The organism is Streptosporangium becharense (assembly GCF_014204985.1).
GTDB lineage: Bacteria > Actinomycetota > Actinomycetes > Streptosporangiales > Streptosporangiaceae > Streptosporangium > Streptosporangium becharense.
This window is the reverse complement of record NZ_JACHMP010000001.1, coordinates 2,732,143-2,755,628: the sequence shown is the minus strand read 5'-3', so window position 1 is coordinate 2,755,628 and position 23,486 is coordinate 2,732,143. Positions and strand designations below refer to the sequence as shown.

Annotated in this window: 21 protein-coding genes; 14 read left to right on the top strand and 7 right to left on the bottom strand. The window is 72.1% G+C overall.

Going from position 1 to position 23,486, the window contains the following annotated elements; all coding sequences use genetic code 11:
• Nucleotides 1–192: 192 nt before the first annotated feature.
• Nucleotides 193–453: an HGxxPAAW family protein gene (locus F4562_RS11735; RefSeq protein WP_184538743.1), complete on the bottom strand. Its 261-nt coding sequence runs from the start codon at nt 451–453 to the stop codon at nt 193–195.
• Between the two features lie 253 nt (nt 454–706).
• Between F4562_RS11735 and secA the strand changes: the two genes are divergently transcribed.
• Nucleotides 707–3,502 (top strand): preprotein translocase subunit SecA, encoded by a 2,796-nt coding sequence (gene secA / locus F4562_RS11730; RefSeq protein ID WP_184538745.1) that lies wholly within the window; start codon nt 707–709, stop codon nt 3,500–3,502.
• A gap of 288 nt (nt 3,503–3,790) precedes the next feature.
• Here secA and F4562_RS11725 read toward each other — a convergent pair whose 3' ends face one another.
• The 3 genes from F4562_RS11725 to F4562_RS11715 all read right to left on the bottom strand — a co-directional run bounded on the left by F4562_RS11725 (nt 3,791) and on the right by F4562_RS11715 (nt 7,037).
• On the bottom strand, nt 3,791–4,336 hold the full coding sequence (locus tag F4562_RS11725; protein WP_184538748.1) for an Rv3235 family protein: 546 nt from the start codon (nt 4,334–4,336) through the stop codon (nt 3,791–3,793).
• 217 nt (nt 4,337–4,553) lie between these two features.
• The gene (locus tag F4562_RS11720) at nt 4,554–6,017 is read right to left on the bottom strand and encodes a PTS transporter subunit EIIC (RefSeq protein WP_184538749.1); all 1,464 of its coding nucleotides are present in this window, start codon (nt 6,015–6,017) and stop codon (nt 4,554–4,556) included.
• Nucleotides 6,018–6,296: 279 nt separating this feature from the next.
• The gene (locus F4562_RS11715) at nt 6,297–7,037 is read right to left on the bottom strand and encodes a GntR family transcriptional regulator (protein ID WP_184538751.1); all 741 of its coding nucleotides are present in this window, start codon (nt 7,035–7,037) and stop codon (nt 6,297–6,299) included.
• 175 nt (nt 7,038–7,212) lie between these two features.
• Here F4562_RS11715 and F4562_RS11710 point away from each other — a divergent pair, with 175 nt between their 5' ends.
• The 7 genes from F4562_RS11710 (at nt 7,213) to F4562_RS11680 (ending at nt 13,192) form a co-directional block, all read left to right on the top strand.
• Nucleotides 7,213–8,247 (top strand): SIS domain-containing protein, encoded by a 1,035-nt coding sequence (locus F4562_RS11710; protein ID WP_184538753.1) that lies wholly within the window; start codon nt 7,213–7,215, stop codon nt 8,245–8,247.
• Between the two features lie 66 nt (nt 8,248–8,313).
• Nucleotides 8,314–8,550 (top strand): PTS sugar transporter subunit IIB, encoded by a 237-nt coding sequence (locus tag F4562_RS11705; protein ID WP_184538755.1) that lies wholly within the window; start codon nt 8,314–8,316, stop codon nt 8,548–8,550.
• A 56-nt stretch (nt 8,551–8,606) separates the two neighbouring features.
• Nucleotides 8,607–9,053: a PTS sugar transporter subunit IIA gene (locus F4562_RS11700; RefSeq protein ID WP_184538757.1), complete on the top strand. Its 447-nt coding sequence runs from the start codon at nt 8,607–8,609 to the stop codon at nt 9,051–9,053.
• 86 nt (nt 9,054–9,139) lie between these two features.
• Nucleotides 9,140–9,781: an HAD family hydrolase gene (locus tag F4562_RS11695; protein ID WP_184538760.1), complete on the top strand. Its 642-nt coding sequence runs from the start codon at nt 9,140–9,142 to the stop codon at nt 9,779–9,781.
• A gap of 44 nt (nt 9,782–9,825) precedes the next feature.
• Nucleotides 9,826–10,083 (top strand): HPr family phosphocarrier protein, encoded by a 258-nt coding sequence (locus F4562_RS11690; protein ID WP_184538762.1) that lies wholly within the window; start codon nt 9,826–9,828, stop codon nt 10,081–10,083.
• The gene (gene ptsP / locus F4562_RS11685; protein WP_184538764.1) at nt 10,080–11,762 is read left to right on the top strand and encodes a phosphoenolpyruvate--protein phosphotransferase; all 1,683 of its coding nucleotides are present in this window, start codon (nt 10,080–10,082) and stop codon (nt 11,760–11,762) included. The genes F4562_RS11690 and ptsP overlap by 4 nt, the downstream gene beginning before the upstream one ends.
• 122 nt (nt 11,763–11,884) lie before the next feature.
• Entirely contained in the window at nt 11,885–13,192 is a 1,308-nt protein-coding gene (locus tag F4562_RS11680) for a glycoside hydrolase family 3 protein (protein WP_184538766.1), read from the top strand.
• A 101-nt stretch (nt 13,193–13,293) separates the two neighbouring features.
• On the opposite strand, the gene F4562_RS11675 is transcribed toward F4562_RS11680, so the two are convergent.
• The gene (locus tag F4562_RS11675) at nt 13,294–14,496 is read right to left on the bottom strand and encodes an acyl-CoA dehydrogenase family protein (RefSeq protein ID WP_184538768.1); all 1,203 of its coding nucleotides are present in this window, start codon (nt 14,494–14,496) and stop codon (nt 13,294–13,296) included.
• A gap of 81 nt (nt 14,497–14,577) precedes the next feature.
• Here F4562_RS11675 and F4562_RS11670 point away from each other — a divergent pair, with 81 nt between their 5' ends.
• From F4562_RS11670 to F4562_RS11645, 6 genes are all read left to right on the top strand, one after another.
• Nucleotides 14,578–15,222: an HAD family hydrolase gene (locus F4562_RS11670; protein WP_184538770.1), complete on the top strand. Its 645-nt coding sequence runs from the start codon at nt 14,578–14,580 to the stop codon at nt 15,220–15,222.
• Between the two features lie 245 nt (nt 15,223–15,467).
• Nucleotides 15,468–15,974, top strand: a complete 507-nt coding sequence (locus F4562_RS11665; protein ID WP_184539586.1) for a DUF6912 family protein — start codon at nt 15,468–15,470, stop codon at nt 15,972–15,974.
• Nucleotides 15,975–16,203: 229 nt separating this feature from the next.
• On the top strand, nt 16,204–16,842 hold the full coding sequence (locus F4562_RS11660) for an HAD family hydrolase (RefSeq protein WP_184538772.1): 639 nt from the start codon (nt 16,204–16,206) through the stop codon (nt 16,840–16,842).
• 166 nt (nt 16,843–17,008) lie between these two features.
• Entirely contained in the window at nt 17,009–17,740 is a 732-nt protein-coding gene (locus F4562_RS11655) for an HAD family hydrolase (RefSeq protein WP_184538774.1), read from the top strand.
• Between the two features lie 166 nt (nt 17,741–17,906).
• Complete coding sequence (locus F4562_RS11650) at nt 17,907–19,859, top strand: acetoacetate--CoA ligase (RefSeq protein ID WP_184538776.1); 1,953 nt, start codon at nt 17,907–17,909, stop codon at nt 19,857–19,859.
• A gap of 156 nt (nt 19,860–20,015) precedes the next feature.
• Nucleotides 20,016–20,684 carry a hypothetical protein gene (locus tag F4562_RS11645; protein ID WP_184538778.1) on the top strand — a complete coding sequence of 223 codons (669 nt, stop codon included), beginning with the start codon at nt 20,016–20,018 and terminating at the stop codon, nt 20,682–20,684.
• On the opposite strand, the gene F4562_RS11640 is transcribed toward F4562_RS11645, so the two are convergent.
• Entirely contained in the window at nt 20,656–21,285 is a 630-nt protein-coding gene (locus F4562_RS11640) for a response regulator transcription factor (RefSeq protein WP_184538780.1), read from the bottom strand. The genes F4562_RS11645 and F4562_RS11640 overlap by 29 nt on opposite strands.
• Nucleotides 21,194–23,437, bottom strand: a complete 2,244-nt coding sequence (locus F4562_RS36290) for a sensor histidine kinase (RefSeq protein WP_184538782.1) — start codon at nt 23,435–23,437, stop codon at nt 21,194–21,196. Before F4562_RS36290 ends, F4562_RS11640 begins: the two co-directional genes overlap by 92 nt.
• Between the last annotated feature and the right edge of the window lie 49 nt (nt 23,438–23,486).

The following is a 23,486-nucleotide window of genomic DNA, read 5'->3' as shown; positions in this document are numbered from 1 at the left end:
GGGTCGGTCCCGGTCCGGTCGGTCCCGGTCCCGGTCCTGGTCCGCTCGGTCCCGGTCGGTGTCGGTCGGATCCGGCGGGTCCGGTCCCGTGCCGGGCCGCGTCCACCGGAGGGCGTGATTCCCCCTCCCGGTTCGCCGACCGGCCGGATCCGGTGCCGATCCGGTCCCGCCTGCCCGCCGGACCCGGCCTCCTCAGCCGGGCGTGTTCCGGCTCGTCCCGGCGTGCATCGTGCGGGGAGCGTCGAGGACAACGTCCTGGAAGACCCCGAAGACCAGCACGAGGATTCCGCCCATGGCGCAGGCGCCGGCCCCCATCCAGAACACGAACCAGTTGGGGCCCATGCACAGGGCCACCCCCGCGATGCCGAAACCCAGCAGGAGGACGGTCACGGCCAGCCAAGACGACGCCCTGCCTCCGTGGTTGACGTTCGCCTGCCGCGTGTCGTCCACCATTGCGGCCACTCCTTCCGAACACGGCGACGCGCCCGCGCGGTGATTTCCGCGCGGGCGTGCCGCGGGCGACATACCCCTTGAATCTGGTCGTACTCTCTCAAAAAAGGGGGCAAGGAACTCCATTCGCGACCGGAGCGTCATCGAGGGTGGCTGTGTCAGGCGGTGGAACCGCCTACGATGGCAGCGGAGAACCATGTCTCGTCCTCAGCCGGGCGGTCCGGCCTCGGAAGACCTGCGAGGAGCTTTAGCTAAAGTGCCAGCCTTTCTCGACAAGATTCTTCGCGCAGGCGAAGGCAAGCTTCTGCGTAAGCTCAAGCGGATCGCCGACCAGGTCAACTCCATCGAAGACGACTTCACGAGTCTGACCGACGCCGAACTCCGCGCGCTGACCGCGGAGTACAAACAGCGTCACGCCGACGGAGAGTCTCTCGACGACCTGCTGCCCGAGGCGTTCGCCACCGTTCGTGAGGCCTCCCGGCGGGTGCTGGGCAAGCGCCACTTCGACGTGCAGCTCATGGGCGGGGCCAACCTGCACATGGGCAACATCTCGGAGATGCGCACCGGTGAGGGCAAGACCCTGACCTGTACGCTCCCGGCCTACCTCAACGCCATCTCGGGCAAGGGCGTCCACGTCGTCACGGTCAACGACTACCTGGCCAAGCGCGACGCCGACGAGATGGGCCGCATCCACCGCTTCCTCGGCCTGGAGGTCGGCGTCATCCTGGCCAACATGCCGGCCGACGAGCGCCGCAGGCAGTACAACGCCGACATCACCTACGGCACGAACAACGAGTTCGGTTTCGACTACCTGCGCGACAACATGGCGTGGTCGCTGGAGGAGTGCGTCCAGCGCGGCCACAACTTCGCCATCGTCGACGAGGTCGACTCCATCCTCATCGACGAGGCCAGGACGCCGCTGATCATCTCCGGCCCCGGCGAGCAGTCCGGCAAGTGGTACGCGGAGTTCGCCAAGATCGTTCCCAGGCTCCGCCGGGGCGTGGAGGGCAAGGACGGCGAGGAGAACACCGGCGACTACGCCGTCGACGAGAAGAAGCGCACCGTGGGCATCTTCGAGGCCGGCGTGCAGAAGGTCGAAGACTGGCTCGGCATCGACAACCTCTACAAGCCCGAGCACACCCACCTGGTGGGCTTCCTCAACAACGCGTTGAAGGCCAAGGAGCTCTACAAGAAGGACAAGGACTACATCGTCGTCGACGGCGAGGTCCTGATCGTCGACGAGTTCACCGGTCGCGTCCTGCACGGCCGCCGCTACAACGAGGGCATGCACCAGGCCATCGAGGCGAAGGAAGGCGTCAAGATCAAGGACGAGAACCAGACTCTCGCCACGATCACGCTGCAGAACTACTTCCGCCTCTACGAGACGCTCTCCGGCATGACCGGTACCGCCGCCACCGAGGCCAACGAGTTCCACCAGACCTACAAGCTCGGCGTCGTCCCGATCCCGACGAACCGGCCGATGGTCCGTAAGGACCAGGCCGACGTGGTCTACAAGACCGAGGACGCCAAGTTCCTGGCGTGCGTGGAGGACATCAAGGAGCGCTACGAGAAGGGCCAGCCGGTCCTGGTCGGCACCACGAGCGTGGAGAAGTCCGAGCGCCTGTCCAAGGAGCTCAAGCGCAAGGGCGTCAAGCACGAGGTCCTCAACGCCAAGAACCACGCGCGTGAGGCGGCGATCGTGGCCGAGGCGGGCCGCAAGCACGCGGTCACCGTCGCCACCAACATGGCCGGTCGAGGCACCGACATCATGCTCGGCGGCAACCCCGACTTCCGCGCCGACCTGGAGCTGCGCAACCGCGGCCTCGACCCGGTCGAGACCCCGGAGGAGTACGAGAAGGCCTGGCCCGAGGCGCTGGAGAAGGCCAAGGAAGCGGTCAAGGCCGAGCACGACGAGGTCACCGAGCTGGGCGGCCTCTACGTCCTGGGCACCGAGCGCCACGAGTCGCGGCGCATCGACAACCAGCTGCGCGGCCGTTCCGGCCGTCAGGGCGACCCGGGCGAGTCCAGGTTCTACCTCTCGCTCGAGGACGACCTGATGCGCCTGTTCAACTCGGCCAGGGTCGAGATGATCATGACCAGGCTGAACATCCCGGACGACGTCCCGATCGAGTCGGGCATCGTCTCCAAGGCCATCGCCTCCGCACAGCACCAGGTCGAGCAGCAGAACTTCGAGATCCGCAAGAACGTCCTGAAGTACGACGAGGTCATGAACCGGCAGCGCAAGGTGATCTACGCCGAGCGCCGCCGGGTGCTGGAGGGCGCCGACCTCCACGAGCAGATCCGCGGCTTCGTCAACGACGTGATCGACGACTACGTCGCGGGAGCCACCGCGGAGGGCTTCGCCGAAGAGTGGGACCTCGACAAGCTGTGGAAGGCCCTCGGCCAGCTCTACCCGATCAGCATCACCGTCGAGGACGTCGTCGGCAAGGGCACCGTCGAGGAGCTCACCGCCGAGCAGCTCGGTGAGCAGATCAAGGCCGACGCGGGCGCCGCCTACGACCGTCGCGAGGAGGAGCTCGGCGCGGAGGCCATGCGCGAGCTGGAGCGGCGGGTCATCCTGTCGGTCCTCGACCGCAAGTGGCGTGAGCACCTCTACGAGATGGACTACCTGCAGGAGGGCATCGGCCTGCGGGCGATGGCCCAGCGCGACCCGCTGATCGAGTACCAGCGTGAGGGCTTCGACATGTTCTCCCAGATGCTGGAGGGCATCAAGGAGGAGTCGGTCGGCTACCTGTTCAACCTCGAGGTCGAGGTGCAGACCAACCCGATCGTCGAGGAGACGGAGACCGGCGAGGACGCGGCGATCGCGGAGACCCGTTCGATCATCGCCCGCGGCCTGCGCGGCCCGGAGCGTCCCGCCGAGCTGGAGTACACCGCGCCCGGTGAGGGTGGCGAGGTCGAGCACACCAGGGTCAGCAGCCGGGCCGAGCGCGACGCCTACGGCAACGTCGAGCGCAATGCCCCGTGCCCCTGCGGTTCGGGCAAGAAGTACAAGCGCTGCCACGGCGATCCCAAGCACACCGAGGTGTGACCACACCCGCAGGGCCCGCACTCCGGTGCGGGCCCTGCGGCATTTCCGGCCTCCCGCGGTCCTCGTCGGCGGCTGCGGCCTCCATGGTCCTCGGCATCCGCGGTCCCCACGGCCCTGTGGCCCTGTGGTCCACAGGCGCACGGCCTCCGGCCCTGTGGTCCCCCGGCCTTGTGGCCTCCGCACCCCCGGCGTTCACGGTCCCCCGGCCCTGTGGCCTCCGCGGCCCCCGGCCCTGTGGTTCCCGTGGTGCCCGCCCTGTGGTCCCCAAGCGACAGCTGGCGCGTGTGCTCAGGGCGCCGTCTCGACGTCGGTGCACAGCCAGCGCACGCCCCTGCGTTCCAGTCTCAGCGCGAGCACGCGCGAGCGGTCGCCGCAGTCGACCACGGCGCACATCTCGATCACCCCGTCTCCGGGCTGGGAGACGTGCACCCGGCCGGCCCGCGGCGGCCGGGTGCTGTCGATGACCTTTCCGCTTCTGACCAGTTCGGCCTGGGCCCGGCCGGTCAGATGGCAGGCGACGCTCGCCGGGGGCCGCCTGCCGGAGAGGGTCTCGGCGACGGCCTGGACCAGGGCCCGCAACCGCCGCTCGTCGGGGGGTGAACCCGGCGGGCCCCAGATCAGCGGATGCCGGGCGTGCCGGACCGCCGCCGGGGAGCCGCCGGCGGGCCCGGGGCCGGGGGCGGGGCCGGGGTCTATGGCGAGGGCGAGCGTCCCCTGGACGTACGGCGGGGCGGCCGGGGTGTGACCAGCCGCGCGATCGTCGTCGTAGGGAGGTTCCGCGGCAGGGGAGGGGGCGACCCGGGGGAGCGATACCGGCCGTCGAACGGGCGACATGGGCGACTCCGATGGTGCTGAACTGCTGGTTGGCATGAGTGATGGTTAAGGAGTTTCCGGTCCGTCGTCCGGATACGTACTCCGCCAACTTCTGTGGAAATCCCGGTTGGTTCGCCCGCTTGGAGAGGAAGATGACCTCCACTTGGAGTGGTTCGCCACCGTGGACGGCGGGTTCCGGCCGGAACGGTGAAAACCGGCGGCCCAGCCGAAACGCGACTCAGGAGGTGGCCGGACCGGTCTCCGGCCCGTCCTGCGGTGTACCGGTCCGTCCCGGGGGAGGTTCCGCGGATGTGGTGCCCGCGCCGGATCCGGTGCCGGACGTTCCGGGCGTGTCGGGCAGGGTGCCCGTGCCGGACGCGGTGCCCGTGCCGGACGTGCCGATGGGGGTTTCGGCGTCCTCGGGCTCACGGCCGGGGGTGGCGAGGCCGAACTTCCTGATCATGAACGTGAACAGCAGGTAGTAGATCACGAAGTAGAGCACGCCGTAGCCGATGATCAGCCCGAGCCCCCTGGTGTTGGCCTTGCCGGCGTTGAGGAGCATGTCGATCGCGCCGGCGGAGAAGGTGAAGCCGAGGCGGGCCCCGAACTCGGCCATCAGGGCCATGGACAGCCCGGTGAGGAGCGCGTGCACCACGAACAGCGCCGGGGCCACGAAGACGAACGCGAACTCGATCGGCTCGGTGATCCCGGTGACGAAGGCGGTCAGTCCCGCCGAGAGCATGATGCCGCCGACGGCCGGGCGGCGGTGCGGCGGCGCGGCCCGCCAGATCGCGATCGCGGCGCCGAGCAGGCCGAACATCATCACCGGGAAGAAGCCGGTCATGAAGATCCCGGCCCCTTCCTGGCCGGCGAAATAGCAGTTCAGGTCGCCCGCCGCGTTCCTGGTCGCGCCGTCGACCCCGGCCTGGCACTCGGGCAGGGTGAACCAGACGATCGTGTTCAGGAAGTGGTGCAGGCCGATGGGGATGAGGAGCCGGTTGGCGACGCCGTACACGCCCGCCCCCAGGGTGCCGTGGACGGAGAGCCAGTCGCCCACCCCGGCCAGCCAGTCGCCGACCGGCCGCCACAGCAGCCCGAACAGTACGCCGAGGAGCAACGCGACGACGGCGGTGACGATCGGGACGAACCTTCGCCCGCCGAAGAAGGCCAGCCAGGAGGGCGGCTTGAACCGGTAGTACCGCTGCCAGAGCAGGGCTGCGGTGATGCCGATGACGATGCCGCCCAGGACGCCGGTGGGGTTCTGCACCCCCAGGTTGAGCGTGGGCACGGCCTGCCCGTCCGGGCCCACCACGTTCTGGGTGACCTTCTTGTAGACCTCCGACTCCGGCGCGGCGGTGAAGAAGACCGTCCGGCTGACCCGGTCGAAGACCAGGTAGCCGACGAGCGCGGCGAGCGCGGTGGAACCGTCGGCCTTGCGGGCGAACCCGATGGCCACGCCGATCGCGAACAGCAGCGGCAGGTTGTCGAACAGGGCCCCGCCCGCGGCGGCGAAGATCCCCGCCACCTGGTCGAGGAAGGCGTTGTCGGTGCGGCCGAGCAGGTCCTCCTGGCCGAACCGGAGCAGCAGGCCGGCCGCGGGCAGCACCGCGATCGGCATCATGAGGGAGCGTCCGACGCGTTGCAGGACCGCGAAGGCGGACGACCAGACGCTCGGACCGCGCTCCGCCGCTGCCGTGCTCATCCTCGACCCCCCGGGATGCCGTGCTCTGCGGGGGATGAACGGTATGTACCACCCGGTGCGCCGAATACACAACGGTGACCGGCCTGTCGCCGTGGGACGCCCGTCCCGGCCGGTATGTGCGGTGAGGCGGCGGGAGAGCCCGCGTCCGCCGAGGAAGAACTCATCGGACTTTCCTCCAGAGGCTGGGAAGAGGGAGGAGGCCGGGTACGCGGAGACGGCCTCGGCCCGGGTGGGGGACGGACCCGTGCCGGCAGGTGCGGCGGGGCGGGCGCCCCGGGGTCAGGACCGGCGGGTCGGGATCTCCAGGATCGTGCGGAGCTGGTAGCGGTCGGCCCGGTAGGTGGAGACTCCGAGCTCGGCGCAGACGCCGCCCGCGAAGGAGCGGCGTTGCAACAGCAGCACGGCCCCGCCGCGCGGCAGCTTCAGCAGGTCGGCGTCGCCGGGGTCGGCGACGCCGCCGTCGATGGTGAGCTCGCCCGCGTCCAGCACCAGGCCGTAGCGGGTCTCCAGGAGGGCGTACAGGGAGCGGCCCGTCAGGTCGTGGGTGTCGAGGTCGGGTGCGAGGGAGACGGGGATGTGGGCCCGCTCGATGCACATCGGCTCTCCGGCGGCGGTCCGCAGCCGCTCGATGAAGTGCACCTCGTCACCGGGCCGGATACCGAGCTCCCTGGCCAGGTGGGCACTGGCCCGGACCACCCGGCGGTCCAGGTCGCGTGAGCCGGGTTCCATGCCCCTGGCGCGCATCTCGTCGCTGAAGGAGGTGAGCCGGAGGGCCATCTCGATCTTCGGCCGGGCGACGAAGGTGCCCTTGCCCGCCACCCGCTGCAACCTGCCCTCGGAGACGAGGTGGTCGACCGCCTGCCGCACGGTCATCCGGGACAGGCCGAACCGCTGGCAGAGCTCACGCTCGGACGGGATCGCCGTACCGATCGTCAGCTCGTTGCTTTCGATGAGGTCGAGCAGGATCTCCCGCAGTTGGAAGTACTTCGGCACCGGGCTGTCCGGGTCGATCTGGGCCATGGGATCTCCTCCCCTCGATCTGAGCTGTGTCATGGGTTATGGTTCGTACTGGTCTAGTCCGGACTAGACCACAGGCCGGAAAAGGGTGTCAATGTGCGGACCGGCGACGGATCGATAACGGCCCGATCTCGTCCATCCTCACCGGAGTCCGTTCGAACCGAAGGATGAGCGCGAGATGACCACCAAGATGCGCAGCGAGATCGTCGAGCAGCCCGCGGCGCTGCGAGCCACACTGGACGCCCTCCTCCCCCGGGTCGGCGAGATCGAGCGGCTGGCGGGGCAGACCCGGCAGCTGTTGTTCATCGCCCGCGGAACCTCTGACAACGCCGCAGTCTACGGCCGTTACCTCGTCGAGACGCACGCGGGACGACTCTCCACGCTCGCCGCGCCTTCGGTCGCCACCACCTACCGGCGCAGGCTCGACCTCGACGGGGTCCTCGCCGTCGGCCTCTCCCAGTCGGGACGGACCGAGGAGATCGTCGAAACCCTCACCTGGGCCAAGGACTGCGGCGCGAAGACCGTGGCCATCACCAACGGCGGAGAGCGGAGCCCCCTGGCTCAGGCCGCCGACCTCGCCCTGTGCACCGTCGCCGGGGAGGAGAAGGCCGTCCCCGCCACCAAGACCTACACCACCCAGCTCGCCGCGCTGGCCGTGCTCGCCCTCGGCCTGGGGGCGGACGTCGACGTCGACGGCCTGCGCCGGGCGCCGGACGCCGTGGAGAAGCTGATCGACGACCCGGGCGACCTGGAGGCGGTCGTCGAGGGCCTGGCCGACAAGCCCGGTGCCGTGGTCTCCGGTCGCGGCCTGGCCTTCTCCACCGCCCTGGAACTGGCGCTCAAGCTCAAGGAGGCGTGCTACCTGCACGCGATGGGCCTGTCCTACGCCGACCTGCTGCACGGCCCGATCGCCGTGGTGGACGAGGACACCCCGGCCATCCTGGTCGCGGCGGGCGAGGGCCCGACACTGGCCGGAACCGTCGCGCTCGCCGAGCGGGTCACCGGCGCGGGCGCCGCCGCCTTCACCGTCGGCGGCGGAACCGCGCTGTCCGCGGCCGCCACCGCCGCCCTGAACGGTCCCGACCTGCCCGAGTGGGTCGCGCCGCTGGGCCTGATCGTCCCGGGGCAGCTCCTCACCGAGGCCCTCGCGCGCCGGCTGGGCATCGACCCCGACGCCCCCCGCGGCCTGAACAAGGTGACCCAGACCGACTGATCGCACCACGTCCCTTAGCCTAGTCATAGCCCTGGAGAAAGGGCTGGTCACAAGTGGGAGGGCCAGATGGCGGCCGACGCTGACGCGATCATCGCCGGACTCGGTGGCGCGGACAACATCATCGAGATCGAACCGTGCATCACCCGGCTCCGCACCGAGGTGCGCGACGCCTCCAAGGTCGACCAGGAGGCGCTCAAGGCCGCGGGCGCGCACGGCGTGATGGCGGCGGGGAACATCGTCCAGGTGGTGGTGGGGCCCGAGGCCGACACACTCGCCGACGACATCGAGGAGATCATCGGCTGATGGGGCCGGGGGGGCGTCCCCGCCCTCTGCGGCGGGGACCTGCCGAGGGGGGTGCGATGACCACAGTTCTGGCACCGGTCGCGGGGGCGGCCGTGGGGTTGGAATCGGTGCCCGACCCGGTCTTCGCCGAGGGCCTGGTGGGGCCGGGCATGGCGATCGAACCCGACCGGGCGCCGGGCCGGGCGCTCTCCCCCATCACGGGCACCATCGTCAAGCTGCACCCGCACGCGTTCGTCGTCGTGGACGACGACGGCCGCGGAGTCCTCGTCCATCTGGGCATCGACACCGTCCAGCTGCGGGGCGAGGGGTTCGAACTGCTGGCCGCCGAGGGCGACCGGGTGAGCGCGGGCCAGCCCGTCGTGGCCTGGGACCCGGCGCTGGTCGAGGCGGGCGGGCGTTCCCCGGTCTGCCCGGTCGTCGCCCTGGACGCCCCGGCGGGTGCCGTCACCGGCCTCGCCGAAGGGTCGGTGGACGCGGGAAGCGAGCTTTTCGAGTGGAGATGACCTGATCCAGGAGTCAACCGTGTGGAATCGGTGAGGACTCAGGACAGAATCATGATCACGACAACGGCACGGAGGCTGGTTCGGGCATGGACGCGGCGGCGCTCTTCGATCTCGACGGCACACTGATCAACACCGAGCGGCGGAGCCTCGCGATGTGGGCGATGCTGCTCGAAGCCCACGGGATCGTCCACGACGAGGCCGAGCTGCGGGCGTTCATGGGGCGGCGCGGACGCGACGTCCTGGCGGAGAAGGCGCACCTGTTCCCCGGCAGGGAGATCGAGGACCTGATCACCCAGGTCTTCTCCTTCAACGACCATCCCGACCTCCCCGACATCGTGCCCGTCCCGGGGGCCGCGGAGCTGGTCCGCCGGGTCGCGGCCCACGGGTCGCCGGTCGCGGTCGTCACCTCCGCCGGACGGGACTGGGCGGAGGAACGGCTGACCGAGGTCGGGGTGCGCGACCTGGTGGACACGCTGGTGACCGCCCAGGACGTGACCGTGGGCAAACCGCATCCCGAGGGTTTCCTGCTCGCCGCCGCGCGGCTGTCCGTCGATCCGGCACACTGTGTGGCGTTTGAAGATTCAATCGCCGGGATCGCGGCGGCCAAGGCGGCGGGCATGTCCTGCGTGGGAATCGCGACGACCCACACGGACGCCGAGCTCACCGGGGCCGATCTCGTGGTCGCGGACCTGACGGGGGTCGACTGGCCCCTGTCGACCCGACAATGAACCGGGCGGTCCAGCCGTCCGGCCGACTCTTCCAGGAGGATTCCGTGGCCGAGCGCCAAGTCACCGTTGCGTCCGAGGTCGGCCTGCACGCCCGCCCCGCGGCCACCTTCGTGCAGACCGCCGCCAAGGCGTCCCTGGACGTCACCGTCGCCAAGGGGAGCGGCAAGCCGGTGAACGCCAAGAGCATCCTCGCGGTGCTCTCACTCGACGTCCGCCAGGGCGACACCGTGGTGATCAGGGCGGAGGGTGAGGGAGCCGACGACCTGGTCGACCAACTCGCCGGTATCGCATCGGCACCATGACCGCGCTCACGGGGGTGGGGGTCAGCCCGGGGGTGGGCGTCGGCCCGGCGTACGTCCTGTCGTACGAGGTCGTCGTCCCGTCCCCGGACGCCCGGCACGACGGGGACGCCGCGGCGGAGCGGGCCAGGGCCGGGGCGGCGCTGGAGCGGGTCGCGGCCGACCTGGAGGAGCGGGGCGTGCGGGCGGGCGGGGAGGCCGAGGGCATCCTGGGCGCCCAGGCCATGATGGCGCGTGATCCGGGCCTGGCCGCCGAGGTGGCGCAGTCGATCGACGGGGGTGCCGCCGCCGCCCGCGCGGTCTACGAGGCGTTCGGCCGTTACCGTGAGGCGCTCGCCGGGGCCGGGGGGTATCTCGGCGCGCGCGTCGCGGACCTGGACGACGTCAGGGACCGGGCCGTCGCGGTCCTCGAAGGGCGGCCCCTTCCGGGTGTGCCCGCCCGCGCCGCCGAGCCGTACGTCCTCGTCGCCCACGACCTGGCGCCCGCCGACACCGCGCTGCTCTCCCGGGACGTGGTCGCGGCCTTCGTCACCGAGGAGGGCGGGCCGACCAGCCACACCGCGATCCTGGCCCGCGCGATCGGCGTGCCGGCGGTCGTGGCCTGTCCCGGGGCGACCTCGATCGCGGCGGGCACCCGGGTGCTGGTCGACGGGACCGGCGGCGTCGTCCGCGCCGGGCCCACCGACGGCGAGGTGGCCGGGGCACTGGCCGCCGCCGCGGCGTGGGGGGCCGCGCTGGCCGCCGCCACCGGGCCGGGAGCCACCTCTGACGGGCACCGGGTGCCGCTGCTGGCCAACATCGGCGGGCCGCGCGACGTGGCCGCCGCGCTGGAGCACGGCGCGGAGGGCGTCGGGCTCTACCGGACCGAGTTCCTCTTCCTCGACCGGGCCTCGGCCCCCTCCATGGAGGAGCAGGAGGCCGCCTACCGGGAGGTGCTGAACGCCTTCCCCGGCGGCCGGGTGGTCGTGCGGACGCTCGACGCGGGCGCGGACAAACCCCTCGCGTTCCTGCCGCCGGGGGGCGATGAGCCGAATCCCGCGCTGGGGGAGCGGGGGCTCCGGCTCTTCCGGACGCACCCGGAGATCATGGACACCCAGCTCACCGCACTGGCCCGAGCGGCTTCCGGAGCCCCGTCGAGAGTCGAGGTGATGGCGCCGATGGTGGCCGGTGTCGAGGAGGCCGCCTGGTTCGCCGCCGCCTGCGGTGCGGCGGGGTTGCCCTCGGCGGGAGTGATGGTCGAGATACCGTCGGCGGCGCTGCGGGCCTCCGACCTGGCCGCGACGGTCGACTTCCTGTCCCTCGGCACCAACGACCTGGCCCAGTACGCCTTCGCCGCCGACCGGCAGGTGGGTGCGCTGGCCGCGCTCCACGACCCCTGGCAGCCCGCGCTCCTCGACCTGGTCGCGCTGGCCGCGGAGGGGGCCGGGGAACACGGCAAGCCCTGCGGCGTGTGCGGTGAGGCCGCCGCGGACCCGGCCCTCGCCTGCGTGCTGGTCGGGCTGGGCGTCACCTCGCTGTCGATGTCCCCGCCCGCGCTGCCCGCCGTCCGGGCCGCGCTCTCGCGCCACAGCCGCGAGGAGTGCGTCCTGGCCGCCCGCGCCGCGCGGGGGACCGCGTCGGCGGCGGAGGCCCGCGCCGCGGCCCGCTCCCGCCTGCCGGGACTCGCCGCCCTGGCCCTGTGACGGGGCTCCGGCTCCTCCCCGGGATCCGGGCACGACGGGGACGCGGACGGCGGGGGGTGGCGTGTCGGGTCGCCCGCGCGGATAGCGTGGGAGTCATGGCTCGGTGGATGCGTGCGACGGGGATGGCAGTTATCACGACCGTGGTGGCCGGGTGCGCCGCGTCGGGAGCGGCGGCTCCGGCCGCGTCCGGTCCGGCGAGGAAGGACCGCGCCGCGGACGCGGCGGTGACGTCCGCCCCCGCGGCCCCCGCCACCCCGGCGGCGCCCTCGACGCCCAAGCCCTCCGGGGTGGAGGCGGTGCTCGCCTCGATGAGCGTGGAGGAGAAGGTCGGCCAGCTCTTCATGCCCGTGCTGTACGGGGCGGCGGCCGAGGAGACGTCGGGGGAGAACCAGGCGCGCTTCGGGGTCGGCACCCCGGCGAAGATGATCGCCAAGTACCGTCCGGGCGGCGTGATCCTGTTCCCCTGGGCGGGCAACGTCAAGAACGTCCGGCAGGTCGTGGCGCTGACCAACGGGTTGCAGAAGGCGTCGCCGGAGATCCCGCTGCTGATCGCCGCCGACCAGGAGAACGGCCGGGTGTCCCGGCTCGCGCCGCTGGTCAGCGACCTGCCGGGGGCCTCGGTGATCGGCTCGACCGGTGACCCGTCGCTGGCCCGCAGGGCCGCCGAGGCGACGGGGGTGGAGCTGCGTGCCCTGGGGGTCAACCTCGACTTCGCCCCGGTCGCCGACGTCAACGTCAACCCGCGCAACCCGGTGATCGGCCCGCGCGCCTACGGCTCCGACCCGCGCAAGGTCGCGCCGATGGTCGCCGCCGCGGTGCGCGGCTTCCACGACGCCGGCATCGCCTCCACCGCCAAGCACTTCCCCGGACACGGCGACACCTCCGTCGACAGCCACACCGGCCTGCCGGTGATCAAGCATTCCCGCGCTCAGTGGGACAGACTCGACGCCCCGCCGTTCGCCGCCGCGATCGCCGAGAACGTCGACGCGATCATGAGCGCTCACGTCGTCATGCCGAAGCTCGACCCGTCCGGTGATCCCGCCACGCTGTCCAAGCCGATCCTGACCGGGCTGCTGCGCAAGAAGCTCGGCTTCGACGGGGTGGTCTCGACCGACGCGCTGGACATGGCGGGGGTGCGTGAGAGGTACGGCGACGGTGAGGTGGCCGTGCGGGCGATCCTGGCCGGGGCCGACCTGCTGCTCATGCCGCCGGACTACCCCAAGGCGTACCGGGCGGTGCTGGAGGCGGTGAAGTCCGGGAGGATCCCCGCCGACCGGCTCGATGAGTCCGTCCGGCGCCTGCTGACGCTCAAGGACGCCCGCGGCCTGCTGGAGAAGGCCCCGGTGGCCGACCCGGCCGAGGCCGAACGCGTGCTGCGCTCGGAGGAGCACCGCAAGCTGGCCCGGCTGATCAACTCCCGCGCCCGCTGATCGACTCCTGCGTCCGCTGACGGCGTGCCCGGCTTCGGGACGCGCCGTCAGCGGAGCCCCCGGGACCCCAGGGAGAGGTCCCGGGGAGTCCCCCAGGAGTCCTAGGAGAGGTAGGGCTTGAGCTCGCGCCGGGCGACGGTGCGGATGTGCACCTCGTCCGGGCCGTCGAAGATGCGCATCGCGCGGGCCTGGGCGTACATCATGGCGAGCGGGACGTCGTCGGAGACGCCCATGCCGCCGTGGACCTGGATGGCCCGGTCGATGACCTCGCAGGCCATCCGGGGGGCGACGACCTTGATGGCGGAGATCTCCGAGGCGGCGGCCCTGGTCCCGACGGTGTCGATCATCCAGGCGGCCTTGAGGGTCAGCAGCCGGGCCTGCTCGATGGCCAGGCGCGACTCGGCGATCTGCTGCTGCACGACGCCTTGCTGGGCGAGCGTCTGGCCGAACGCCACCCGGTTGGCGGCCCGACCGCACATCAGCTCCAGGGCCCGCTCCGCCATGCCGATGGCGCGCATGCAGTGGTGGATGCGGCCGGGGCCCAGGCGGGCCTGGGCGATACGGAAGCCGTCGCCCTCCTCGCCGACCAGGTTCGCCGCGGGCACCCGGACGTCGGTGAACACGATCTCGGAGTGCCCGTGCTGGTCCTGATAGCCGAAGAGGGGCAGATGCCGGACGATCTCCACGCCGGGGGTGTTCACCGGAACGAGGATCATCGACTGCTGGCGGTGCGGTGGCGCGTCCGGGTCGGTCTTGCCCATCACGATCATGATCTCGCAGCGCGGGTCGGCCGCCCCGGTGATGAACCACTTGCGGCCGTTGATCACGTACTCGGAGCCGTCCCGCCGAATGGAGGTGGCGATGTTGTTCGCGTCGCTGGAGGCCACCGCGGGTTCGGTCATCGCGAAGGCCGAGCGGATCTCGCCGTCGAGCAGGGGCCGCAGCCAGCGCTCCCGCTGCTGCGGCGAGCCGAACATGTGCAGGACCTCCATGTTCCCGGTGTCGGGCGCGGCGCAGTTCAGCGCCTCGGGGGCCAGATCGATGGAACGGCCGGTGACCTCGGCCAGGGTGGCATAGTCGAGCACCGACAGGCCGGACTCGTCGGGCAGGAACAGGTTCCACAGGCCGCGTGAGCGTGCCTCGGCCTTGAGTTCCTCCACCACGGGGGGCAGTTCGTGGTTGTCGTGGCCCTTGTCGCGTCGCCACGCGTGGTACACCGGCTCCGCCGGGTACACATGCGCATCCATGAAATCGGTCAGGTTGGCGAGGTATTCCTGCGCCTTGCTGCTGAGCGCGAAGTCCATGGCGGCCAGTCTCGCACCACCCCCTCCGCGGTCCTGCACCGGCCACGCCTACTCTGGAACCCGTTCCATCGAGGAGGCGGGATGCTCAAGGGAGTGCTGATCGACTGGGGCGGGGTGCTCACCGTCGGGCTCTCCGAGGCCGTCGCGGAGTGGATCGCCGCCGAGCGGCTCGACCCCGACCACTACCGGGGGGTGATGCGCGAACTCGTCGCGAACGCGTACGAGGGCTCCGCCGAGGGGGAGAACATGATCCACGCTCTGGAGCGCGGTGAGATCTCCGCACTGGACTTCGAACGCGGCCTGGCCGCGCGGCTGGTCACCATGGACGGCGTGCCACCGGTCGCCGAGGGGCTGCTGGCCAGGATGTTCTCCCGGTTCCACCGGGTCGAGCCGATGTACGAGATGCTGCGCGAGGCCCGCGCCGCCGGGGTGCGGACCTGCCTGCTGTCCAACTCGTGGGCCAACGAGTACCCCCGGGACGGCTGGGACGACGTCTTCGACGAGGTCGTCATCTCCGGGGAGGTGGGCATGCGCAAGCCCGAGCCGAGGATCTTCCGGCACGCGCTGGGCAGGATCGGCCTGTCCGGGCGGGAGTGCGTGTTCGTCGACGACGTCGAGGCCAACGTCCGCGCCGCCCGCGGGCTCGGCATCGTGGGTGTGCACCACCGCGACCCCGAGACGACCATCTCCGAACTGGAGACCCTTCTCCGCGTCCCCCTGCGCTGACGGCGGGCGGGTGAACGCCTCCCGGCGGGGGCCGCCCGCCGGGAGCGGAAGACCTCTCGCAGGGAGGGGCGGTCCGCCGGGCGTGCGCCGCGGCGGGCCGGTGAGTGTGCGCCGCGGCGGGCCGTCCGCCGGGCGTGGGCCGCGGCGCGCGGGCAATCTCCCTGCGGGGCCGCCGGGGCTGGCACACTCGTGGGTGAATCGGCGCCGAACCGGCGCCGATCGTGGAGAACAAGATCGAGGCATGGATGCGCGTCTACCTGCCGTGTACGCTCCCGGCGCTGGCCCGCGTGGCCGCAGCGGGGGAGGTGGGCCCGGCCCCGTTGACCGGTTACGCGGTGACCCCCGCGTTGATCGAGTGGTACGTCTCGGGTGACACCGAGGAACTGGAGTACGTCGCCCTGACCGAGGCGGCCAGGGAGTCCCTGCGGCTGATCGCCGCCGACCGCGCCGACGGGGCGGAGGTGGCCGCGCGGCGGGTGGTCCTCGCGGCCGACGTGCCGGACGGCGACGTCAGCGGCGGTGTCGACCTGGAGGAGCGGGCCCGGGTGCGGCTCGCGGCGCCGGTGCCGATGGCGAAGATCGCCGCGGTCCACGTGGACGACCCGTCGGCGGTCAAGGACGTCGAGGCCGCCGTCGCGGCGCTGCCCGCGGCCGACCTGGGCGACGACGACGCCCGGTTCACCGTGGACGGGGCCGAGGCCAACGAACTGCTGTGGTACGCCACCCAGGAGATCCCCGACCTGGTCGGCTGATCCCGGACGGCCCCGTGGGGACCGGCCGGAGACGGATCAAGCACTTTAAAGATAGCTATTTCGCCATTTTTACGATCAAGTCCTTTTGGGGTTCCTCGGGCGGTTTCATCATGGGGACGTCGGTGTCAGAAGGTCCAGGGCTGTGACCGTGGGAGCGGTGGCCGTCCCTGGGCCTCCGCGTCCGGCGCCTTGTGTGTCGTATGCGGCGGTTGGCTACGCTTGAGGGGATATGACTAAGCACATCGTCTGGGACTGGAACGGCACTCTCTTCCACGACATCGAAGCCGTGGTCGGGGCGACGAACATGGTGTTCGAGCCCTACGGGCTGGGGTCGTACGACGCCGACGGGTTCCGCGCCGTCTACACACGCCCGATCTGGGCCGCCTACGAGCGCATGCTCGGCCGCTCCCTCTACGAGGGGGAGTGGGAGCGGCTCGACTTCGCCTTCCACGAGCACTACCACCGGCTGATGCTGGAGTGCGGGCTCGCCGCCGACGCGCTGGCGAGCCTGGAGAGCTGGAAGGACGCCGGAGGTCGGCAGTCGCTGCTGTCCATGTGGGCACACGAGCGGCTGGTTCCCAAGATCACCGAGTTCGGCATCGACCACTACTTCACCCGCGTCGACGGCCTGCGCAGCGCCACGGGCGGGCCCAAGGCCGAGTGGATGGTCGCCCACCTGGCCGCGCTCGGCGTGGACCCGGCCGACGTGGTGGTGATCGGCGACAGTCTGGACGACGCGCACGCCGCCCAGCACGTCGGAGCGCGTGCCGTCCTCTACAGCGGGGGCATGACGAGCCGGGCGGACCTGCTGGCCTTCGGAGGGCCGGTCGTCGACACCCTGGCCGACGCCCTCGACTACGCCGCCTAGGAACCACCGGCGGCGCCGTCCGGGAACACCCGGCGCAGGCCTCTCCGGCCGGTGCGGCATCGGGCGGGGTCGCCCCGGCAGGCCCGGACCAGACGGTTCCGGCATCGATGGTGATCCCGGCGCGTGCCGCCCTTACCCTGGGCATCCCCCCTCACCCCAGGAGGCCATGATCAACCGCCTCGTCCTGTGGAACATCGATCTCACCCTGGTCGACGTGTCCATCGTCACCCGTGAGGCGTACGCGGAGGCGTTCCGCGAGGTCACCGGCAGGCCACTGGTCAAACTGACCCCGCCGAACGGACGACCGGACTCGGAGATCGTCTTCGAGATGATCGCCCTCAACGGGATCGTCCCCGACGACGACCACCTGCCCCGGTTCCTGCACGCCCTGGCCCGTTCCTTCGGGGCCCGGCGTGAGCGCCTGGCCCGGGACGGCCGGATGATGGCCGGGGCCCGCGAGGCGTTGCGGGCCGTGGCGGAGCTCGACGGCACCGCCCAGTCGGTGCTCACCGGCACGATCAGGAGCAACGCGGTGCACAAGCTGGCCGCCTTCGGCCTGGACGGGTACGTCGACTTCGAGATCGGCGGTTACGGCGAGGAGGTCTACCCCAAGGCCACCCTGTTGCAGGTCGCGCAGGGCCGCGCCGGGCGGAGGCACGGTGTGGTCTTCGACGGCGGCAACACGGTGCTGATCGGCGACTCGGCCCGCGACGTCCAGGCCGCCAGGATCGCCGGGGTCGCGATGATCGGGGTCGCCTCCGGACGCTCCCTCCCGGCCGAGCTGCGCGAGGCCGGCGCCGACCTGGTCCTGCCCGACCTGGGCGACCCCTCCCGGGTGGCCGCCGCCGTCGTCGCTCTCACCTCCCCCGCCCGCGCCACCGGCCACGGCTCCGCCTAGGAGGCTGTCCGGGAGTCCGGATCATGAGGCTGCGAACGCTCCGGCGCGGTGATGCCCGTTGTGTGGGAGGGCCGCCGGGGCGTGCGTGGCCGCTCCACACCGTTCACGGGGAGGGTGTGTGGGTGCGGGGGATGACATTCCCGGCGGGCGCCGAGAGGATGGGGCCATGGTTGAGGAAGGTGCGCTGCTCTGGGAGCCCTCTCCGGAGGTCGTGAAGAACGCCAGGATCACCCGCTACGCCGAGTGGCTCGGCCGGTCGGCCGACTACGAGTCGCTGTGGCGGTGGTCGGTGGACGCCCCCGCCGAGTTCTGGACGTCGATCTGGGACTACTTCGGCGTCGTGGGGGAACGCGGCGACGGCCCGGTGATCTCGGGTGAGATGCCCGGCACCCGGTGGTTCGAAGGATCGACGCTCAACTACGCGGCCAACGCGCTGCGCGGGGCCGCCGCCGACCCCGACCGGCTCGCGGTCGTCTCCCGTGACGAGGCGGGCGGGCGGCGCACGCTCACCCTCGGCGAGCTGGCCGAGGAGGTGGCGCGGGTCCGCGCCGGCCTGGCAGCCCTGGGCGTCGGGCGGGGCGACCGGGTCGCCGCCTACGCGCCGAACATCCCCGAGACGCTGGTCGCCTTCCTGGCCACCGCCTCCCTGGGAGCCGTCTGGTCGTCCTGCTCGCCCGACTTCGGAGCCCCCAGTGTGATCGACCGCTTCACCCAGATCGAGCCGAAGGTGCTCGTCGCGGTCGACGGCTACGATTACAACGGCAGACGGTTCGACCGCGCCGAGGTCGTCCGCGACATCGCCTCCCGGCTGCCTACCCTGGTCGCCCTGGTGCGCGTCGGCGGGCCGGACGCGGCCGGGCGGGACGCGGAGCGGGAGTCCGGCCCCGAGGGCGGCGTCGCCACGGTGTCCTGGGAGGAGTTGCGGGCGGACGCCGGGCCGCTCGACTTCGAGCCGGTGCCGTTCGGGCACCCGCTCTGGATCGTCTACTCCTCGGGCACCACCGGGCTGCCCAAGCCGATCGTGCACGGCCACGGCGGCGTGGTCCTGGAGCACCTCAAGGCGCTCTCCTTCCACCAGGACCTGGGCGAGGACGACGTCTTCTTCTGGTACACCACCACCGGCTGGATGATGTGGAACTACCTCGTCGGCGGCCTCCTGGTCGGCGCGACGGTGGTGCTGTACGACGGGTCGGCCACCCACCCGGAGACGGACGCGCTGTGGCGGCTGGCCGCCGAGGAGGGCGTGACCTACTTCGGCACCGGCGCGCCGTACCTGATCGCGTCGATGAAGGCGGGGCTCGAACCGGCGGGCCTCGACCGGCTGCGCGGGCTCGGCTCGACCGGTTCCCCGCTGCCTCCGGAGGGGTTCGCCTGGGTGCACGACGCGCTGCCCGACGTGCAGCTGGGTTCGTTCTCCGGGGGCACCGACGTCTGCACCGGCTTCGTGGGCGCCGTCCCGCTGCTCCCGGTCCGGGCCGGGGTGATCCCGTGCCGCTGCCTGGGGGCGAAGGTGGAGTCGTTCGACCCGTCGGGAGCGCCGCTGGTCGGCGAGGTCGGCGAGCTGGTGCTGACCCTGCCGATGCCGTCGATGCCGGTCATGTTCTGGAACGACGCCGACGGGTCACGCTACCGGGAGAGCTACTTCGCCGAGTTCCCCGGCGTCTGGCGGCACGGCGACTGGATCAAGATCCTGCCCGACGGGGGCTGCGTGATCTACGGCCGTTCCGACTCGACGCTGAACCGGGGCGGCGTCCGCATGGGCACCAGCGAGTTCTACCGGGTGGTGGAGCGCTTCGAGGAGATCGCCGACAGCCTGGTGATCGACACCGGCCAGCTCGGGCAGGAGGGCAGCCTGCTGCTCTACGTCACCATGGCCGAGGAGGCGACCCTGACCGACGACCTGGTGGCGCGCCTGCGCGCTGACCTGCGGGAGGCGCTCTCCCCGCGCCACGTGCCGAACGAGATCATCGAGGTGCCGGGCATCCCCCGCACGCTCAGCGGCAAGAAGCTGGAGGTCCCCGTCCGCAAGATCCTCCTCGGTGTCCCGCCGGAGAAGGCCGCCAACCTCGACGCCATGGCCAACCCCGAGGTCCTGCCCTACTTCACCCGGGGAGACTGAGGACACCCGAACGGTCCCGATGCGGCCGGGTGTCCCCGCCGGGGAGACCGGAGACACCCGGCCGGCCTGTCCCGGTCCGGGCGGGCGTTCCTCCCGGGAAGAGGGGGACGATCGCCCGAGCGTCCCGGGACGGGTTGCCGGTTGGCTGGACGGGTGTTGAGAAAACCTGACGCGTTTCGCAGGGTGGCCGCCGGGGTCGCCCTGTTCGCCTGGCCGGCGCTGGCGTTCCTGGCCTTCCTGACCTCGCCCCCCGGCGCCGACCACGACCCCGGGATCTTCCGGACGCACGCGACGACCGTGCAGGTCAGCGCGCTGCTCTACATCTGGGCGACACTCGCTCTCATCCCGGTCGTCCTCGCCCTCGGGCACCTGCTGCGTGAGCGGGCCCCGGTCGCGGGCGGGATCGGGGTGGTGTTCGGGCTGATCGGCGCCGGCCACGGGCTGACGCTCTTCACCACCGACTTCTACGACCTGGCACTGGCCCTGACGCTGCCCGATGAGCAGGCCGAGGCGGTGACGGAGCGGGCCGGGGAACTGCCCGGTTTCCTGTTCGGCATGCTGCTGCCTGGCTTCCTGCTCTACGTCGGGCTGTTCCTGTTGCTCATCACGCTGGTCATGGTCCGGACCATCCCCTGGTGGGTGCCCGTCGTGGCGCTCGCGGGAACGGTGGTGCCGTTCATGACCAAGGAGCAGCCGCCCGTCGTGCAAGCGATCGGCCCGCTGGTGCAGCTGGTCGCCTACGGCTGGATCGGGCTGCGCGTGCTGCGCATGTCGGACGCCGAGTGGCGTGACGGGATCAGAGGCCCGCTTCCCGCGCACGCATGATCGCCTGTGCCCGGTCGGTCACCTGGAGCTTGGTGAGGACGGCCGACACGTGGTTGCGGACCGTCTTCTGGCTCAGCCCGAGCCGGGTCGCGATCTGCTGGTTGGTCAGGTGCCCGGCGAGCAGCCCGAGGATCTCCCGTTCCCGCCTGGTCAGGTCGGGCAGCGCGGGCTCGGCGCGCTGCCCGGCGGAGAAGTAGCCCACCAGCCGGGAGGCGAGGGCGGGACCGAAGACGGCACCCCCGTCGGCCACCGTCTGCACCGACCGGACGAGCTCGGCCCTGCGGGCGCCCTTGAGGACGTACCCGCGGGCCCCGGCCCGCATGGCGGCGAACACCGAGTCGTCGTCGTCCGACATGCTGAGCACGATCACCTTGATGTGCGGGTGGTCGCGGGCCAGGTGCTCGATCGCCGCGATCCCGCCCATGCCGGGCATCGCCAGGTCCATCAGCACCACGTCCGGCTGGGCCGACCCGACCAGCGCGAGTGCCTGCTCTCCGCTGCCCGCCTCGTCACGGACCTCGATCCCCTCGGCCGTCGACAGGAGGGTCCGCAGCCCCGCGCGGAACCCCGGGTGGTCGTCGACCACCAGGACACTGATCACTGCGGTTCCTCCTCTCACCCGCGGGCAGTTCCACCCTGACGAGTGTCCCGCCTCCCGGGCGTTCCTCGAACGTGCACGACCCGCCCAGCTCCACGGCCCGTTCGCGCATCGACGCCAACCCGACCCCGGTGCCCCGGGGCCCGGCGTCCCCGGCCCCGGTGCTCCCGGCTCCGGTGTCCCCGATCCCGGCATCCCCGGCCCCCGTGCTCCCGGCTCCGGTGTCCCCGATCCCGGCGTCCCACGACCGCGCGGCAAGCCCGTGCGGTCCGATCCCGCGGCCGTCGTCGGAGATCTCCAGCCTCAGCGTCCCGTCCACGGCCTCGATCCGCAGCTCCGCACGGGTCGCGCCGGCGTGCCGACGCGCGTTGGCCAGCGCCTCGCCCGCGATCCGGTAGGCGGCGACCTCGGTGGCGGCGGGCAGTGCGGGCAGGTCGTCCGGGGCGTGCACGTCCACCCGCAGCCCGGACGGCTCCCGGGTCGCGTGGACGCGCAACGCCCCGGTCAGCCCCAGGGAGTCCAGCGCGGGCGGGCGGAGCCCGTCCACCAGGGTCCGCACGTCGGCCAGCGCGGCCTCGGCGTCACCGACGATCTCGGTGAGCAGCCGCCGCGCACGCTCGTCGGCGACCAGGTCGTGCGCCGCCTCGGCCCGCATGGTCAACGCCGCCAGGGTGGGGCCGAGCCCGTCGTGCAGGTCGCGCCGGAGCCTGCGCCGCTCCTCCTCCCGGGCCATCACCAGCCGTTCCCGGGAGCGCCGCAGGTCGGCGGAGAGCCGTACGGCGTGCACGGCCACCGCCACCTGCCGGGCCAGGTCGCTCAGGACGCGCAGGTCGCGGGTGCCGAAGCGGCTCTCACCCGGCCGGGGTGACAGGACCAGGGCACCGACCCGCTCGCCGTTGTGCGTCAACGGCAGTCGCACCGGGCCCGCCCCGGCCGCCTCGGCGAGCCCGGCCGTGCCGTGCGCGTACCGGTCGCCCCCGGCCGTCTCCACCGCCGCGTACGGCAGTCGCAGCGCCTCGGCGACCGAGCGTGCGACCCCCGGCAGCACGGTGTCGGGGTCCGCGGTGCTCTCCAGCCTGCGGCCCAGGCGGGTGAGCGCCGCGTACGGGTCGTCGCGCTCGCCGTACACCAGCAGGTTGACCCAGCTCTGCAGCCGCCGCCGCAGCGGCGCGAAGACCAGCGCCACCAGCCCGGCGGCCAGCACCGGGACCGTCGGGCCGCCGGTGGGGAGCACCGTGCCCAGGTAGCCGACCGCGAGGACGTAGCCGCCGGTCACGCAGCCCGACAGCAGCCCGTAGACCAGCGTCCGGTTGATCACCAGGTCGATGTCGAAGAGCCGGCGGCGCAGGACGGCCGCGCAGATGGCGACCGGGATGAGGGTGGCCCCCGAGGCGCCGACCAGTTCCCAGACGATGTCGGTCGCGGGCCAGACGGCGTCGGGGACGTCGTCGGTGAGCCCGGCCGTCAGCCTGGCCCCGATCACGGCCGTCTCGATCGCGACCACGTAGACCAGCCACACGATCTGGCGGCGTCCGATCTCCCCGCTCCGCCACGCCCGCACGGCCAGGTCCACGGCGCCGGTGACGAACACCAGCGGGAGCAGGACCGTCAGCACCGCCTCGGGGATCGGCGCGAGGCCGGCGAGGGCCGGCACACCGAGCGGGTTGGGCAGGCCGGTGCCGACACCGACCTGGTGGTTCTCGCCGGGGGTTAACGCGCTCACCGTCGCGGCCGCCGCCGCGACGGCGACCGCCCCCGCGACCAGCGGACGCAGCGCGGGGGAGGAGAGCCGGCCGCCGGGGAAGAACAGCGGGATCAGGGTGGGCGCCAGGTTGGCCGGCACCCAGAGCCAGGTCTGCGGCCAGGCCAGCGCGCCGGTGAACGGCAGTCCCGGACGGGCGAGGCCGAGGAGCGCGTAGTGCCCGCAGGCCTCCATGAGCGCGAAGCAGAACGCGCTCAGCGCGAGCAGCCGGCCCACCGCGTGCCCGGGGCGGTGCGCGCAGACGAGCCCGCCCGCCAGCGCGCAGGCCGCCACGAACAGCAGGTGGACCACCGACAGCGGGGCGGTCCCGTCGGCCGTGGCCAGGGCGACGGCCGCCGCCGCGAGGGCCAGGGTCAGCGCGCACCACGACCACGCGAGGCGTGCCGCTGTCACCACTGTCCCTCCCGAGCCGGTCGCCACACCGTACCCGCCCGCCCGCACC

Excerpts from the sequence above, each read along its gene's own strand:
- F4562_RS11670 (WP_184538770.1), top strand. The coding sequence starts at position 14,578 with ATGCTCAAGGGAGTGCTGATCGACTGGGGCGGGGTGCTCACCGTCGGG.
- F4562_RS11680 (WP_184538766.1), top strand. The coding sequence starts at position 11,885 with ATGGCAGTTATCACGACCGTGGTGGCCGGGTGCGCCGCGTCGGGAGCG.
- F4562_RS11650 (WP_184538776.1), top strand. The coding sequence starts at position 17,907 with ATGGTTGAGGAAGGTGCGCTGCTCTGGGAGCCCTCTCCGGAGGTCGTG.
- F4562_RS11695 (WP_184538760.1), top strand. The coding sequence starts at position 9,140 with ATGGACGCGGCGGCGCTCTTCGATCTCGACGGCACACTGATCAACACC.
- F4562_RS11705 (WP_184538755.1), top strand. The coding sequence starts at position 8,314 with ATGGCGGCCGACGCTGACGCGATCATCGCCGGACTCGGTGGCGCGGAC.
- F4562_RS11725 (WP_184538748.1), bottom strand. The coding sequence starts at position 4,336 with ATGTCGCCCGTTCGACGGCCGGTATCGCTCCCCCGGGTCGCCCCCTCC.
- F4562_RS11735 (WP_184538743.1), bottom strand. The coding sequence starts at position 453 with ATGGTGGACGACACGCGGCAGGCGAACGTCAACCACGGAGGCAGGGCG.
- F4562_RS11655 (WP_184538774.1), top strand. The coding sequence starts at position 17,009 with ATGATCAACCGCCTCGTCCTGTGGAACATCGATCTCACCCTGGTCGAC.
- F4562_RS11720 (WP_184538749.1), bottom strand. The coding sequence starts at position 6,017 with ATGAGCACGGCAGCGGCGGAGCGCGGTCCGAGCGTCTGGTCGTCCGCC.
- F4562_RS11675 (WP_184538768.1), bottom strand. The coding sequence starts at position 14,496 with ATGGACTTCGCGCTCAGCAGCAAGGCGCAGGAATACCTCGCCAACCTG.
- ptsP (WP_184538764.1), top strand. The coding sequence starts at position 10,080 with ATGACCGCGCTCACGGGGGTGGGGGTCAGCCCGGGGGTGGGCGTCGGC.
- F4562_RS11660 (WP_184538772.1), top strand. The coding sequence starts at position 16,204 with ATGACTAAGCACATCGTCTGGGACTGGAACGGCACTCTCTTCCACGAC.
- F4562_RS11665 (WP_184539586.1), top strand. The coding sequence starts at position 15,468 with ATGCGCGTCTACCTGCCGTGTACGCTCCCGGCGCTGGCCCGCGTGGCC.
- F4562_RS11710 (WP_184538753.1), top strand. The coding sequence starts at position 7,213 with ATGACCACCAAGATGCGCAGCGAGATCGTCGAGCAGCCCGCGGCGCTG.
- F4562_RS11700 (WP_184538757.1), top strand. The coding sequence starts at position 8,607 with ATGACCACAGTTCTGGCACCGGTCGCGGGGGCGGCCGTGGGGTTGGAA.
- F4562_RS11715 (WP_184538751.1), bottom strand. The coding sequence starts at position 7,037 with ATGGCCCAGATCGACCCGGACAGCCCGGTGCCGAAGTACTTCCAACTG.